The 15040-nt window shown below is 72.4% G+C and carries 12 protein-coding genes; 11 read left to right on the top strand and 1 reads right to left on the bottom strand.

What is annotated here, in order from left to right; all coding sequences use genetic code 11:
• The first annotated feature begins 10 nt into the window (after positions 1-10).
• The 9 genes from ACGF3H_RS26015 (at position 11) to gatB (ending at position 11086) form a co-directional block, all read left to right on the top strand.
• The gene (locus tag ACGF3H_RS26015) at positions 11-700 is read left to right on the top strand and encodes an SDR family oxidoreductase (protein WP_362488995.1); all 690 of its coding nucleotides are present in this window, start codon (positions 11-13) and stop codon (positions 698-700) included.
• A 193-nt stretch (positions 701-893) separates the two neighbouring features.
• Positions 894-1850 carry a methionine synthase gene (locus ACGF3H_RS26010; protein WP_362489295.1) on the top strand — a complete coding sequence of 319 codons (957 nt, stop codon included), beginning with the start codon at positions 894-896 and terminating at the stop codon, positions 1848-1850.
• Positions 1851-1865: 15 nt separating this feature from the next.
• On the top strand, positions 1866-4061 hold the full coding sequence (gene ligA, locus ACGF3H_RS26005; protein WP_362488997.1) for an NAD-dependent DNA ligase LigA: 2196 nt from the start codon (positions 1866-1868) through the stop codon (positions 4059-4061).
• Positions 4062-4321: 260 nt separating this feature from the next.
• Entirely contained in the window at positions 4322-6535 is a 2214-nt protein-coding gene (locus ACGF3H_RS26000) for a bifunctional diguanylate cyclase/phosphodiesterase (protein WP_362488999.1), read from the top strand.
• 389 nt (positions 6536-6924) lie between these two features.
• A complete protein-coding gene (locus ACGF3H_RS25995; protein WP_362489001.1) occupies positions 6925-7443 on the top strand; it encodes a cupin domain-containing protein in 519 nt (172 codons plus the stop codon).
• Between the two features lie 81 nt (positions 7444-7524).
• Positions 7525-7821, top strand: a complete 297-nt coding sequence (gatC, locus tag ACGF3H_RS25990) for an Asp-tRNA(Asn)/Glu-tRNA(Gln) amidotransferase subunit GatC (protein WP_070023066.1) — start codon at positions 7525-7527, stop codon at positions 7819-7821.
• 5 nt (positions 7822-7826) lie between these two features.
• Positions 7827-9320 (top strand): Asp-tRNA(Asn)/Glu-tRNA(Gln) amidotransferase subunit GatA, encoded by a 1494-nt coding sequence (gatA, locus tag ACGF3H_RS25985; RefSeq protein ID WP_362489004.1) that lies wholly within the window; start codon positions 7827-7829, stop codon positions 9318-9320.
• Positions 9317-9559 carry a hypothetical protein gene (locus ACGF3H_RS25980; RefSeq protein ID WP_161164393.1) on the top strand — a complete coding sequence of 81 codons (243 nt, stop codon included), beginning with the start codon at positions 9317-9319 and terminating at the stop codon, positions 9557-9559. The genes gatA and ACGF3H_RS25980 overlap by 4 nt, the downstream gene beginning before the upstream one ends.
• 15 nt (positions 9560-9574) lie before the next feature.
• Positions 9575-11086 (top strand): Asp-tRNA(Asn)/Glu-tRNA(Gln) amidotransferase subunit GatB, encoded by a 1512-nt coding sequence (gene gatB, locus ACGF3H_RS25975; RefSeq protein ID WP_362489005.1) that lies wholly within the window; start codon positions 9575-9577, stop codon positions 11084-11086.
• Between the two features lie 150 nt (positions 11087-11236).
• On the opposite strand, the gene ACGF3H_RS25970 is transcribed toward gatB, so the two are convergent.
• Positions 11237-12004 (bottom strand): methyltransferase domain-containing protein, encoded by a 768-nt coding sequence (locus ACGF3H_RS25970; protein WP_362489007.1) that lies wholly within the window; start codon positions 12002-12004, stop codon positions 11237-11239.
• Positions 12005-12224: 220 nt separating this feature from the next.
• Between ACGF3H_RS25970 and ACGF3H_RS25965 the strand changes: the two genes are divergently transcribed.
• Together ACGF3H_RS25965 and ACGF3H_RS25960 are read left to right on the top strand one after the other, a co-directional pair.
• Entirely contained in the window at positions 12225-14471 is a 2247-nt protein-coding gene (locus ACGF3H_RS25965) for an MMPL family transporter (RefSeq protein ID WP_362489009.1), read from the top strand.
• Positions 14449-15024, top strand: a complete 576-nt coding sequence (locus tag ACGF3H_RS25960; RefSeq protein WP_362489011.1) for a GNAT family protein — start codon at positions 14449-14451, stop codon at positions 15022-15024. Before ACGF3H_RS25965 ends, ACGF3H_RS25960 begins: the two co-directional genes overlap by 23 nt.
• The last annotated feature ends 16 nt before the right edge of the window (positions 15025-15040 follow it).

Here is a 15040-nt window from a genome sequence, read left to right as displayed (position 1 = left end):
CATGGCGGGCATGGCTACACATGTGATCACCGGAGCGGGCTCCGGCATCGGCGCGGCCGTGACCCGCCGCCTGCACGAGCGCGGCGACGAGGTCGTGCTGCACGCGCGCGACGCGGGCCGCGCGAAGGAACTGGCGGCCGCGTTCCCCGGCGCGAAGACGCTGGTCGGCGACCTCGCGGACCCGGACAAGCTGTCCTGGGCCTTCTCGCACCAGACGCTGCCCGACCGCGTGGACTCCCTGCTGCACATCGCGGGCGTGGTCGACCTCGGCCCCGTCGGCGACCTCACCCCGAAGACCTGGCGCCACCAGCTGGGCGTCAACCTCGTCGCCCCGGCCGAGCTGACCCGCCTCTTCCTGCCCCAGCTCCGCGTCGCCCAGGGGCACGTCCTCTTCGTCAACTCCGGCTCCGGGCTCAACGCGCACGCCGGCTGGGCCGCGTACGCCGCCTCCAAGCACGGCCTGAAGGCCCTGGCCGACTCCCTGCGCCAGGAGGAGCACGCCAACGGCGTCCGCGTCACCTCCGTCTACCCCGGCCGCACCGCCAGCCCCATGCAGGCCAAGGTCCACCGGCAGGAGGGCAAGGAGTACGACCCCGCGCAGTGGATCGACCCCGAGTCGGTGGCCACGACGATCGTCATGGCCCTGGACCTGCCCAGGGACGCGGAGGTCAACGACCTGACGGTGCGCCCGGGCAGATAGCGGACCGCTGTTTTTCAGCCCGTCCGGCGTTCGAGGACGAGGCCGTCCAGGCCGACAGTCGGGGTCCGGGGCCGGCAGCCCCCGGGGACGGAACGGGAAGGGGCGGCGGGGGCGAACAACCTCCCCACCCCTGCGTACGCTTCTTCCCGTGAACGACACCCTCCCCCTCGCCCCCGCCACCGGCGTCGGCAGCATGCCGGGCCAGGACGCCCGAGAGGCCGTCAAGACCGCCACCGGCGGCTTCGAGGACTTCCCCTTCCTGCCCGAGCTCCCCGCCCGCGGCCCCGGTGCCGACATGATCGGCCGCAGCGCCGGAATGCTCGTCGAGCTGTACGCGCGCGTGGAGCCCAGCGGCTGGCGCCTCGGCGACCGCCCGGGCCGCGACACCAAGCGGGCCCGGGCGTGGCTGGGGGAGGACCTCGACGCGCTGGAGGAGTTCACGCAGGGTTACCAGGGGCCGCTGAAGGTCCAGGCCGTCGGCCCCTGGACACTGGCCGCCGCCCTGGAACTGCGAGGCGGCGAGGCCGTCCTGTCCGACGCGGGCGCCACCCGCGACCTCGCCGCCTCCCTCGCCGAGGGCCTGCGCCTGCACCTCGCCGAACTCCGGCGCCGCGTGCCCGGCGCGACGCTCGTCCTCCAGCTCGACGAGCCCTCCCTCACCGCCGTGCTGCGCGGCCAGGTGCGCACCGCCAGCGGCTACCGCACCCACCGGGCCGTGGACCGGCAGGTCGTGGAGGCGACCCTCCGGGACACCGTCGGGGTGCACGGCGAGGGACCCGTCGTGGTCCACTCCTGCGCACCCGACGTCCCCTTCGCCCTGCTGCGCCGGGCCGGCGTCGCGGGCATCTCCTTCGACTTCTCCCTCCTCACCGAGCGTGACGACGACGCGATCGGTGAGGCGGTGGAGGGCGGCACCCGGCTGTTCACCGGTGTCGTGCCGGGGACGGACGGCCCATTGTCGGACCCTGCCGGTAGCGTCATGGGGGTCAGGACGTTGTGGCGCAGGCTGGGGCTGCATCCGGGGCTTCTCGCGGAGGCGGTCACGGTGACGCCGTCGTGCGGACTCGCGGGCGCGTCCCCCGAGTACGCCCGCCGCGCGCTCGCCCACTGCGTCCGGGCGGCGAGATCCCTCGCGGACAACCCAGAGTAACGGGAGGACGACACGGTGGCCGGCGACAAGCAGGCGGAGACGACGAGCGTGCCCGCCGAGGCGCGCGAGAAGCACGTGCAGCTCGCTGAGCAGATCGAGGAACACCGCTTCCGGTACTACGTGAAGGACGCCCCCGTCATCAGCGACGCGGACTTCGACCGGCTGCTGCGTTCCCTGGAGGCACTGGAGGAGGAGTACCCGGAGCTGCGCACCCCGGACTCGCCGACCCAGAAGGTCGCCGGTTCCTACGAGACGGAGTTCACGGCGGTGGAGCACCGCTCGCGCATGCTCTCCCTCGACAACACCTTCAACGACGACGAGCTCGCCGCCTGGACCGAGCGCATCGCCAAGGAGCTGGGCGAGCAGAAGTACCACTTCCTGTGCGAGCTGAAGGTCGACGGACTGGCCGTCAACCTCACCTACGAGCGCGGCCGGCTCGTCCGCGCCGCCACCCGCGGCGACGGCCGCACCGGCGAGGACATCACGCCCAACGTCCGCACCATCGCCGAGATCCCCGAGCGCCTCACCGGCGACGAGGTCCCCGACCTGGTGGAGATCCGCGGCGAGGTCTACTTCCCGATGGAGAAGTTCCAGGAGCTCAACGCCCGGCTGGTCGAGGGCGGCGACAAGCCCTTCGCCAACCCGCGCAACGCGGCGGCCGGTTCGCTGCGCCAGAAGGACCCGCGCGTCACCGCCTCCCGGCCGCTGCACATGGTCGTCCACGGCATCGGCGCCCTCGAGGGCTACACGGGCATGACCCGCCTCTCCCAGGCGTACGACCTCCTGGCGACCTGGGGCCTGCCCACCTCCCCGCACAACAGGGTGGTCGACGACCTCGACGGCGTACGGGAGTTCATCGCCTACTACGGCGAGAACCGGCACTCCGTGGCGCACGAGATCGACGGCGTCGTCGTCAAGCTCGACGAGATCCGCCTCCAGGGACGCCTCGGTTCCACCGCGCGCGCCCCGCGCTGGGCCATCGCCTACAAGTACGCGCCCGAGGAGGTCAACACCAAGCTCGTCGACATCAAGGTGGGCGTCGGGCGCACCGGCCGCGTCACGCCGTACGCGCAGGTCGAGCCGGTCACCGTGGCCGGCAGCGAGGTGGAGTTCGCCACCCTGCACAACCAGGAGGTCGTCAAGGCCAAGGGCGTCCTCATCGGCGACACGGTGGTGCTGCGCAAGGCCGGCGACGTGATCCCCGAGATCCTCGGCCCCGTCGCCGACCTGCGGGACGGCAGCGAGCGTGAGTTCGTCATGCCGGCCGAGTGCCCCGAGTGCGGGACGCCCCTGCGGGCCATGAAGGAGGGCGACATCGACCTCCGCTGCCCCAACGCCCGCAAGTGCCCGGCCCAGCTGCGCGGCCGCCTCTCCTACCTCGCCGGCCGCGAGTGCCTGGACATCGAGCACTTCGGTGACGTCGTGGCCGCCGCGCTGACCGCGCCGCTCGAACCGGCCGACCCCCCGCTGGTGGACGAGGGCGACCTCTTCGACCTCACCGTCGACAAGCTCCTGCCCATCAAGGCCTACGTCCTCGACCCGGACAGCGGGCTGCCCAAGCGCGATCCCAAGACCGGCGACGAGAAGATCGTCACGGTCTTCGCCAACCAGAAGGGCGAGCCGAAGAAGAACACCCTCGCCCTGCTGAAGAACATCGAGGAGGCCAAGAGCCGGCCGCTCGCCCGCTTCCTCAACGGCCTCTCCATCCGGCACGTCGGCCCGGTCGCGGCCCAGGAACTCGCCCGTCAGTTCCGCTCGGTCGAGCGCATCGAGCAGGCCACCGAGGAGGAGCTGGCGAACACCGACGGGGTCGGCCCCATCATCGCCGCCTCCCTCAAGGAGTGGTTCGCGGAGGACTGGCACCGCGAGATCGTGCGGAAGTGGAAGGCGGCCGGAGTCCCGCTGGAGGAACAGTCGACCGGCGAGGACGAGGGCCCGCGCCCGCTCGAAGGACTCACCGTGGTCGTCACCGGCACCCTGGAGAAGTTCACGCGGGACGGAGCCAAGGACGCCCTGCAGAGCCGGGGCGCGAAGGTGACCGGGTCGGTGTCCAAGAAGACGTCGTTCGTGGTGGTGGGCGACAACCCCGGCTCCAAGTACGACAAGGCGATGCAGCTCAAGGTGCCCGTCCTGGACGAGGACGGTTTCACCGTCCTGCTCGAGGAAGGACCCGAAGCGGCCACCGCCGCCGCGCTTTCGGCCGAGGAATAGCGGTTGAAGGCCACCCGATCGGCGCATACCAGATGCATACGGGTGGCCGGGTCGCATTCGGGCAACCGTCGGCGACCGGTGCCCCTGGAAGCCTTCTGCGGCCTACTGTTGAGGGGTGCGCCTGCCGTGCCCAGCTGCGGTCGGGGGCATCCCCCTGCCCCAAGGAACAGGGGGCAGGGTTCTCCAACGCGGAGCCGTTGAGGGTGTGTCGGGCGCAGGGCCGCGTGGCGTGGGCACCCCCGGCTGTGAGAGGGACGGGAATGGAACCGACCGAGAGCGCCGCCGCGGGCTCACGGCTGCGTCTGCGTCACCTGGTGGGGACGTGGCACGTGAGCCGGTGGCTCGGGCGGCGCGGTGGTGGCGCGCGGCCCCCCGCGGCGGACGCCCCGGGCACCGCGCCGCCGGCCGCCGGCGCGCCCGCGATGTCCGACGCCGAACGGCACCCGTCCTGGCCCGCGTTGCCCGCGGCGGTCGTGGCCGCGGCCGCGTTCGTCCTGGGCGCCGGCTTCTACCGGGCCTTCGCCGAGGGCCACGCCCTCTTCCCCTCCGGCACCGCCGGCTGGTCCCTCGCCGTGCTGACCGGCATCGTCGTCGGCCACCTGGTCATGCTCGGCCGCTCCCGCTGGTGGGGCGGCACCGGCTCGGGCGCGGCCCTCACCCTCGCCGTCCTGCTGCTCTACGGCTGGGTCCCGGCCGGCATGGTCAGCCTCACCGTCGTCGTCCTGGTCGGCATAGCCCGCCGGGGCCGCTGGCGGCAGGGCGTCCTGCACGGCGCGGTGGACATCCTCGGCATCGCGGCGGGTGCGCTGCTGCTGGGGATCTGCGGCTCCGTCCCGTCCGTGGAGCACCCCTGGGACCCGAATTCCTGGGGGGTGTACGCGGCCCCCAAGGTGGTGCTCGTCGCCGTCGCCTACCTCGCCGTCACCCGCGCCCTGCTGTGGTACCTGCACACCCCGCGGGCCGGACTGCCCACCGTCGCCCGCACCGCCCTGGTCCGGCACGGCCTGGTGGCCGTCGCGCTGCTCGGCATCGCGCCGCTGGTCTGCGTGGTCGCCGTCGCCAAGCCGCTGCTGCTGCCGCTGTTCTCCATCCCGCTGATCGCCCTCGACTCCACGCTGTGGATCGCCCGCGCCCGGGCGGAGGAGCAGTTGCGCGATCCGCTGACCGGACTGCCCAACCGGCAGTGGCTGCTGGAGCGGACCTGGAGCGCGCTGGACGACGCCGAACGGGTCGGCGCCCGCTCCGCCCTGATGCTGATCGACCTGGACCGTTTCCGGTCGGTCAACGACACCCTCGGACATCTCGCCGGTGACCGGCTGCTGTTGCAGACCGCGGACCGGCTGCGGCTGGCACTGCCGCGCGGGGCGGAGGCCGCGCGGCTGGGCGGTGACGAGTTCGCCGTGCTGCTGCCGGTCGCCGACTCCACCACCTCGGCCACCCGGGTCGCCCGTGGCCTCGTCGCCGCGCTCAGCTCGCCGCTCGACCTGGACGGGCTCACCCTCGTCCTGGAGGCCAGCGCCGGGGTCGCCGTCTTCCCCGACCACGCGCTGGACGCCGAGGGGCTGTTGCGCCGGGCGGACGTGGCGATGTACCAGGCGAAGCGGGACCGCACCGGTGTGGAGGCCTACGAGTCCAAGCGCGACTCCAACACCCCCGACCGGCTCGGCCTGCTGGGCGATCTGCGGCGGGCCCTGGACGCCCACGAGGTCCGGCTGCACTACCAGCCCAAGGTCCGCTTCGACGGACAGGTGGCCGGCCTGGAGGCACTGGTGCGCTGGGTGCACCCCGAGCGCGGCAGCGTGCCGCCCGACGAGTTCATAGCGATCGCCGAGTCCTCCGGGCTGATGCCCCACCTGACGGAGTACGTGCTGGAGACGGCGCTCGCACAGGTCGCCCGGTGGCGCGCCCAGGGCCTGTTCGTGCCGGTCGCGGTCAACGTCTCCCCGCGCGACGTCCACACCCCCGGCTTCGCCGGCTCGGTCGCCGCGCGGCTGGCCCGGCACGGCGTCCCGGCGGGGGCGCTCCAGCTCGAGATCACGGAGCACGTCCTGCTGGAGGACCCGCAGCGCGCCGCCGACACCCTCGCCGGACTGACCGCGCACGGCGTGAAGATGTCCCTCGACGACTTCGGCACCGGCTACTCCTCCCTCGTGCACCTGCGCCGGCTCCCGGTCAGCGAGCTCAAGATCGACCGCTCGTTCGTGGCCCGGCTGGCCGTCGACACCGAGGACGCCGAGATCGTGCGCTGCACCGTCGACCTCGCGCACTCCCTCGGCCTGCTCGTCGTCGCCGAGGGCGTCGAGGACGACGAGACCTGGGAACGCCTGCGCGACCTGGGCTGCGACGCCGTGCAGGGCTGGCTGGTCGCGGCGGCCATGCCGCCCGAGGAGACCACGGCGTGGCTGCGCGCCCGGGGTTCCCGCGGCTGGGTCCGCCCCGCCGCTGCGCTCCCCGCGGCGGCGACCGACGAGTGACACGTCCGTACGCGCTGAGCGGAGGGGCGGTCTCCTCGCCGGGGCACCCGGGGGACACCGCGCCACGGCCGGGCGGGACGAGCCCGGGCGGGCCGGTCGCCGCGCCGCATCGGTGGTGACCGGACCGGCTTCCTCGTGGCGCCGGCCGGCGAGTGACGCTCCGCCGGCCGGCGCGCCCGACGAGGGGTGCCGCGCTCACGGGCTCCGGGTGCGGCTCACCCGGGCAGCGGTCCCTCGGCGGGCGGGCGTCCGCCGGTGACCGGGTGCCGCATCCGGGGGTACCCGCGTGCGCGGCGCGCGGGCCGGCGCGTCACCGGTGGTTTGATCGGGGCGGGCTGCCCCGAGCCGTCCGGACACACCCGTACGTACCATCGCCAAGGGGTCCGACGATGTCGCTGTTCGTTCCGAGGTCCGACAAGTCCGTGATCGTCCGCGCGGCCGAGGCAGAAGTCGTCGGCCGCGCGCCCACCACCGTGCGGCTGCTGGCCGACAGCAGCTCGACCGGCGGAGCCCTGTCCACCCAGCGCGTCACCCTCACGGCGGGCGCCGACGGTGCCAAGCCGCACTGGCACGACAACTCCGCCGAGATGTTCTTCCTGCTCGACGGCGCCGCCGACGTCCTCTCGGGCGACGAGGTCGTCACCGCGGGCCCCGGGGACCTCGTCGTCGTCCCGCCCGGCAAGCCGCACGCCTTCGCCGCCGTGCCCGGAGCCGACGCCGACCTGCTCATCGTCCTCACACCGGGCGTCGAACGCTTCGAGTACTTCCGCCACCTGCAGCGCATCCGCCTCGGCGAGGTCCCGCCGGAGAGCATCCTCGACGTCCAGGACCTCTACGACAACCACTTCCTGAGCAGCGAGGCATGGGAGACGCGGCGCGGGGGAGCGGCACCGGGGGAAACCGTTTAACGGCCACCCGGCCCGGCCCCATAGGATTGGGCCCGAACCGATCGGCCCGAAACACACGCACTCACCCCAGAGGAACGCTGCATGCCTGGCATCACGCGCGAGGAGGTCGCCCACCTCGCCCGGCTGGCGCGTCTGGAGCTGAAGCCCGAAGAGCTCGAGCACTTCGCGGGACAGCTGGACGACATCATCGGCGCGGTCGCCCGCGTCAGCGAGGTCGCCGACCAAGACGTACCGCCGACCTCTCACCCGCTGCCGCTGACGAACGTCATGCGCGCGGACGAGGTCCGTCCGTCGCTCACGCCCGAGCAGGCGCTCTCCGGCGCCCCGGCCCAGGAGCAGCAGCGTTTCAAGGTGCCGCAGATCCTGGGGGAGGAGTAACCGCCATGAGCGACATCATCAAGCTCACCGCGGCCGAGATCGCCGCGAAGATCGCCTCCGGCGAGCTGACCGCCGTCGAGGTCACCGAGGCCCACCTGGCCCGCATCGAGGCCGTCGACGAGAAGGTGCACGCCTTCCTGCACGTCGACCGCGAGGGAGCCCTCGCCCAGGCCCGTGCGGTGGACGCCAAGCGCGAGCGCGGCGAGAAGCTCGGCCCGCTGGCCGGTGTGCCGCTCGCGCTCAAGGACATCTTCACCACCGAGGGCGTGCCCACGACCGTCGGTTCGAAGATCCTCGAGGGCTGGCTCCCGCCGTACGACGCGACCGTCACCAAGCGCCTGAAGGCCGCCGACGTCGTCATCCTCGGCAAGACCAACATGGACGAGTTCGCCATGGGGTCGAGCACGGAGAACAGCGCGTACGGCCCGACCGGCAACCCCTGGGACCTCACCAAGATCCCCGGTGGCTCCGGCGGCGGCTCGTCCGCGGCCCTCGCCGCCTTCCAGGCCCCGCTCGCCATCGGCACGGACACCGGCGGCTCCATCCGCCAGCCCGCGGCCGTCACCGGCACGGTCGGTGTGAAGCCGACGTACGGCGGCGTCTCCCGCTACGGCATGGTGGCCTTCTCCTCCTCCCTGGACCAGGGCGGCCCCTGCGCCCGCACGGTCCTGGACGCGGCCCTGCTGCACGAGGTGATCGCCGGGCACGACCCGATGGACTCCACCTCCATCGACGCCCCGGTCCCCGCGGTCGTCGAGGCCGCCCGCAACGGCAGCGTGCAGGGCATGCGCGTCGGTGTCGTCAAGCAGTTCCGCGGCGAGGGCTACCAGGCCGGCGTCATCCAGCGCTTCGACGAGTCCGTCGAGCTGCTGAAGGAGCTGGGCGCCGAGATCGTCGAGCTGGACTGCCCGTCCTTCGACCTCGCGCTCTCCGCGTACTACCTGATCGCGCCCTCCGAGTGCTCCTCCAACCTCGCCCGCTTCGACGGCCTGCGCTACGGCCTGCGGACCGGCGACGACGGCACGCACTCCGCCGAGGAGGTCACCTCCCTGACCCGCGAGGCCGGCTTCGGCCCCGAGGTCAAGCGGCGCATCATGCTCGGCACGTACGCCCTGAGCTCCGGCTACTACGACGCGTACTACGGCAGCGCCCAGAAGGTCCGCACCCTCATCACGCGTGACTTCGAGAAGGCGTTCGAGCAGGTCGACGTGATCGTCTCCCCGACGACCCCGACCACGGCCTTCGCGATCGGCGAGCGCGCCGACGACCCGATGGCCATGTACCTGGCCGACCTGTGCACCATCCCCACCAACCTGGCGGGCAACGCGGCCATGTCGCTGCCCTGCGGCCTCGCCCCGGAGGACAACCTCCCGGTCGGCCTGCAGATCATCGCCCCCGCCATGAAGGACGACCGGCTCTACAAGGTCGGCGCCGCCGTCGAGGCCGCCTTCGTGGAAAAGTGGGGCCACCCGCTGATCGAGGAGGCTCCGTCGCTGTGAGCAAGGCACTGTCGAAGGCCAAGGGCTTCAAGAAGTCCAAGTCGGGCCTGTACCTGTCCATGGCCACCACCGCGTTCGGCGCGGTCAGCGTCGCCAAGCAGGCGAAGCTGGCCCGCACCGAGAGCGACACGCTCCGTCTGGTCGACGCCGCCGTGTCCGCCGCCGCCATCGTCACCGGCCTCGCCATCCTCTACCGCGAGCTGAAGCGGCTGGGCGACGACGACGTCCTGCTGGGCTGAGAGGGAAGTTTCACCGTGACCACCACGACCGACCTGGTGTCGTACGAGGACGCGCTGGCGTCGTACGACCCCGTCATGGGCCTCGAGGTCCATGTCGAACTCGGCACCAAGACCAAGATGTTCTGCGGCTGTTCGACCGAGCTCGGCGCCGACCCGAACACCCAGACCTGCCCGGTCTGCCTCGGCATGCCCGGCGCGCTCCCGGTCGTCAACGCGACGGGCGTCGAGTCGGCGATCAAGATCGGCCTCGCGCTGAACTGCTCGATCGCCGAGTGGTGCCGCTTCGCCCGGAAGAACTACTTCTATCCGGACATGCCGAAGAACTTCCAGACCTCCCAGTACGACGAGCCGATCGCCTTCGACGGCTACCTCGACGTGCAGCTGGAGGACGGTGAGACCTTCCGCGTCCAGATCGAGCGCGCCCACATGGAGGAGGACACCGGCAAGTCGACGCACGTCGGCGGCGCCACCGGCCGTATCCACGGCGCGTCCCACTCCCTGCTGGACTACAACCGCGCCGGCATCCCGCTCATCGAGATCGTCACCAAGCCGATCGAGGGCGCGGGGGAGCGTGCGCCGGAGGTCGCGCGGGCGTACGTCCGCGAGCTGCGCGAGGTCATCCGCGCGCTCGGCGTGTCCGAGGCGCGCATGGAGATGGGCCAGATGCGCTGCGACGTCAACCTGTCGCTGCGCCCGAACGGCACCGAGAAGTTCGGCACCCGCTCCGAGACGAAGAACGTCAACTCGCTGCGGTCCGTGGAGCGCGCGGCCCGCTTCGAGATCCAGCGGCACGCGGCGGTCCTGAACGGCGGCGGCACGATCATCCAGGAGACCCGCCACTTCCACGAGGACACCGGGTCCACGACCTCGGGCCGCGTGAAGGAGGAGGCCGAGGACTACCGGTACTTCCCGGAGCCCGACCTGGTGCCGGTGGCCCCGTCCCGCGAGTGGGTCGAGGAGATCCGGTCCGCCCTGCCCGAGCTGCCGCTGGTGCGCCGCAACCGGCTCCGCGAGGAGTGGGGCATCTCCGGCACCGACATGCAGGCCATCCTGAACGCCGGCGCGCTGGACCCGATCGTCGCCACGATCGACGCCGGCGCCGACGCGGCCTCCGCCCGCAAGTGGTGGATGGGCGAGCTGGCCCGCAGCGCCAACGAGTCCCAGAAGTCGCTGGACGAGCTGGCGATCACGCCGCAGCAGGTGGCCCGGGTGACCGAGCTGGTCACGAAGGGCGACCTGAACGACAAGCTGGCCCGCCAGGTCATCGAGGGCGTCCTCGCCGGTGAGGGCACGCCGGACGAGGTCGTCGAGAAGCGCGGTCTGAAGGTCGTCTCGGACGAGGGTGCGCTCACCGCCGCCGTCGACGAGGCCATCGCCGGCAACCCGGGCGTCGCCGACAAGATCCGCGGCGGCAAGGTGGCCGCGGCCGGTGCCCTGGTCGGCGCGGTCATGAAGGCGACCCGCGGTCAGGCGGACGCGGCCCGCGTCAAGGAGCTGATCCTGGAGAAGCTGGGCGTCGAGGGCTGACGCCGCCTCTCACCGCTTCGGGGGGATGCATCGGTCACGGTGCATCCCCCTCGGCGTGTCACGCCGCACGGCCGTGCCGCGGCTCATGAGCCACGGCGTACGGTGCCGCGTCAGCCGTGCGGTGGCGGCGCCACGGCGTGCGGCGCTGTGTCAGTCCGTACGGCGCCCGACGACCCGGGCGAAGCCCAGCGCGCGCCCCTCGTCGGCACGCAGCAGTTCCACCGAGTCGCGTGCCATCCCCGCCATGAACTCGCTCGGGCTCTCCGCCGCACAGATCTCGCTCCACCGCAGCCAGTCCCGCCAGCCGTCGGGCTGCCAGTCCGCGGCCTCGACCTCGACGGCGCCGCTGCGGGTCCAGTGCCGTCGCCACCAGGCGGGCGAGTGGAACGCCCAGAACCCCGGATCCCAGTGCGGCTTCAGATGTTCCGGCGGCTCCACGCCCTCCGGTTCCTCCCGCAGCGCCGGTACGACCACGCCGATCCGCCCGCCGGGCCTCAGCAGCCGCGTGAGCGTCGGCAGGTACAGGTCACTTGTGCCGAAGTACTGGTAGGCGTCGATGCTGACGACCGCGTCGAACGTGCTCTCACCGAAGGGCAGGTCGTGCGCCTCGGCGTACACCGGCAGCACCCGGTCGGCGACGCCCGCCTCGGCGACGCGCCGCGCGTTCTCGTCGGGCCGGATCCACAGGTCGGCGGCAGTGACCTGAAGGCCGTACTCCCGGGCCAGGAAGACCGAGGTGAGCGCCCGTCCGCAGCCCAGGTCCAGGACCCGGGCGCCGGGCGGCAGGCCGTCGAGGCCCAGCGCCGGGGCCAGCCATTCCAGGAGCCACAGCGGATGCGGTCCCATCTGGTGCTCGATGATCCAGCGCGGGTCGTAACCGTTGCTGCGCGGATAGGCGGAGTGAGTGAGATCAGGCATAGACATAGACCGCCATGCATAGCGGCGACGGGCCCGGCGCGCACCCCGATTTCCGGCGGCCCGTCCCCCGCTTCTGTGAAGAAGGCCACGAACTCCGCAAACGATCACGTTCGGCTGAAAGAGTGTCCTCGCATCGCTCATGCGTTCTTTGCGGGCTGTTCACACCATGAACATCGGTTCCCGGACAAAGATCCACAAATAGACACCCGGGAGCACGTTCGTGGCAGCCCTCGCACGCTGGTGTGTTCGACGTCGCCTCACAGCCGTCCTGCTCTGGCTGCTCGCCCTCGGCGGCGTGGCCGCGGCCGCCACGGTCGCCGGCTCCGCGTACTCCAACGACTACGGGATCCCCGGCACCGGCTCCGACCGCGCCTACCGGCTGCTCGAATCCGGCTTCCCCGGCCTCGGCGGCGACAGCGACACGATCGTCTGGCACACCACGGGCGGCAGCGTCCGCGCCGCCGACGTCGAACAGGCCATGACCCGCACGCTGGAACGCGTGGCGGACCTGCCCGGGGTGGCCGCGGTGACCAACCCGTACGACGAGCCCGACTCGCCCCGGATCAGCGAGGACGCCCGCACCGCGTACGCCACCGTCACCTTCGAGGACGCCTCCCAGGACATCGACGCCGGTCAGGCACGGGCCGTGGTCGACACCGCCGAGGCGGCCGAGACCGACGGACTCCGGGTCGAACTGGGCGGCAGCGCCATAGCGCTCACCGAGACCGGCGAGGGCCACCTCGCCGAGGTCGTCGGCGTGGCCGTGGCCGCGGTCGTCCTCTTCCTCGCCTTCGGCTCGGTCGCCGCGGCCCTGCTGCCCATCGCCACCGCACTGGTCTCCGTCGGCACCGCCTACGCCGGCATCACCCTGCTCGGCCACGCCATGACCGTCGCCGACTTCGCCCCCATGCTGGGCACCCTCATCGGGCTCGGCGTGGGCATCGACTACGCGCTGTTCATCGTCACCCGGCACCGGCGCGGACTGAAGCGGGGCCTGTCCGTCGCCGAGGCCGCCGCCGACGCCGTCGCGACCACCGGACGGGCCGTCGTCTTCGCGGGTGCCACCGTCTGCATCGCCCTCCTGGGCATGCTGATCCTCCGGCTCGGCTTCCTCAACGGAGTCGCCCTCGCCGCCTCGCTGACCGTGATCCTCACCGTCGCGGCCTCCGTGACGCTGCTGCCGGCCCTGCTGTCGTACATCGGCCCGCGCGCCCTGAACCGGCGCGAACGGCGCCGGCTCGCCGAGCACGGACCCGAGCCGGAGGTGCCCACCGGGTTCGCCGCCCGCTGGTCGGCCTTCGTCGAGCGCCACCCCAAGCTGCTCGGCGCCCTCGCCCTCGTCGTCGTCACCGTCCTCGCCGTGCCCACCCTCGGCCTGCGCCTGGGCACCTCCGACCAGGGCAACGACCCACGGGGCACCACCACCCGCCAGGCCTACGACCTGCTCGCCGACGGCTTCGGTCCTGGCGTCAACGGCCCGCTCACCCTGGTCACCGAGGTCCGCGGCGCCGAGGACCGCCTCGCGCTGGACAACCTCGACGCCACCCTGCGCACCACCGAGGGCGTCTCCTCGGTCACACCGGTCACGTACAACTCCGGCGGCGACGCCGCGTACCTCACCGTCGTACCCGAGTCGGCGCCGCAGTCCCGGCAGACCAGCGACCTGGTCGAGCGGCTGCGCTCCGAGGTGCTGCCGCGCGCCGAGACCGGTACCGCGCTGGACGTCCACGTGGGCGGCGTGACGGCCGGCTACGACGACTTCGCCGACGTCATCGTCGGCAAGCTGCCCCTCTTCGTCGGCGTCGTCGTCGGCCTCGGCTGCCTGCTGCTCCTGCTGGCCTTCCGCTCCGTCGGCATCCCCCTCAAGGCCGCGGCGATGAACGTCGCCGCCGTGGCCGCCTCCTTCGGGATCGTCGTCGCGATCTTCCAGTGGGGCTGGGGCAGCGAACTGCTCGGGCTCGGCAGCGCGGGCCCGATCGAGCCCTTCCTGCCCGTCATCATGGTGTCGGTGCTCTTCGGGCTCTCCATGGACTACCAGGTCTTCCTGGTCAGCCGGATGTACGAGGAGTGGCTGGAGACCGGCGACAACCGCCGGGCGGTCCGGGTCGGCCTCGCCGAGACCAGCCGGGTGATCAACTCCGCCGCGGTCATCATGATCTCGGTGTTCCTCGCCTTCGTGCTCAGCGGCGACCGGGTGATCGCCATGTTCGGCATCGCGCTGGCCGCCGCCGTCGCCCTGGACGCCTTCGTGCTCCGCACCCTCCTGGTGCCCGCGCTGATGCACCTGCTCGGCAGGGCCAACTGGTGGCTGCCGCGCCGGCTGGACGCCTGGCTGCCCCGCCTCAGCATCGAGCCGCCCGAGTGCCGAGCCGCCCATGAGAGGCTGGCCGCGGCGACGGACGCCGAAGTGGCGGACGTCCTGGCGGAGGAGGAACGGCAGCGCGATGTACGCGATATCACTGGGTGACGACGGAGCCGAACTGCGCCCCCTGGAGACCTGGCACGCCGAGGAGTTCCTGGCCCACCTGGACCGGGGCAGGGACTTCATCACCCGGCACATCCCCTTCGGGGCGAAGGCCACCGACGTCGACTCCGCCCGGGAACTGCTGCAGTCCTACGCCGACCGGCACGCCGCCGACAGCGGCTTCCTGCACGGGCTGTGGCTGGACGGCAAGCTCGTCGGCGGGCTGCTCTTCCGGGTCTTCGACGCGGCCACCGGCGTCTGCGAGATCGGCTGCTGGCTGGAGCCGGCGGGAACGGGCCGGGGCCTGGTCACCCGCGGTGCCCGGGTCCTGATCGACTGGGCCTTCGACGAGCGCGGCATGCACCGCGTGGAGTGGCACGCGTCGTCCGCGAACACCCCCAGTGTCAACGCCGCCCGGCGGCTCGGCATGATGCGGGAGGGCGTACTGCGCGAGAGCTTCCCCCACCGGGGCGTCCGCCAGGACATGGAGGTGTGGGCCGTGCTGGCTCCCGAGTGGCGTGCGGCACGCGCGCGCGACGCTCACAACGATCATTAAGGGACCTCTCAGAGAG

The organism is Streptomyces sp. NPDC048185, assembly GCF_043202495.1.
GTDB lineage: Bacteria > Actinomycetota > Actinomycetes > Streptomycetales > Streptomycetaceae > Streptomyces.
The sequence above is the reverse complement of the archived record's forward strand: the minus strand, read 5'-3'. Positions and strand labels throughout refer to the sequence as shown.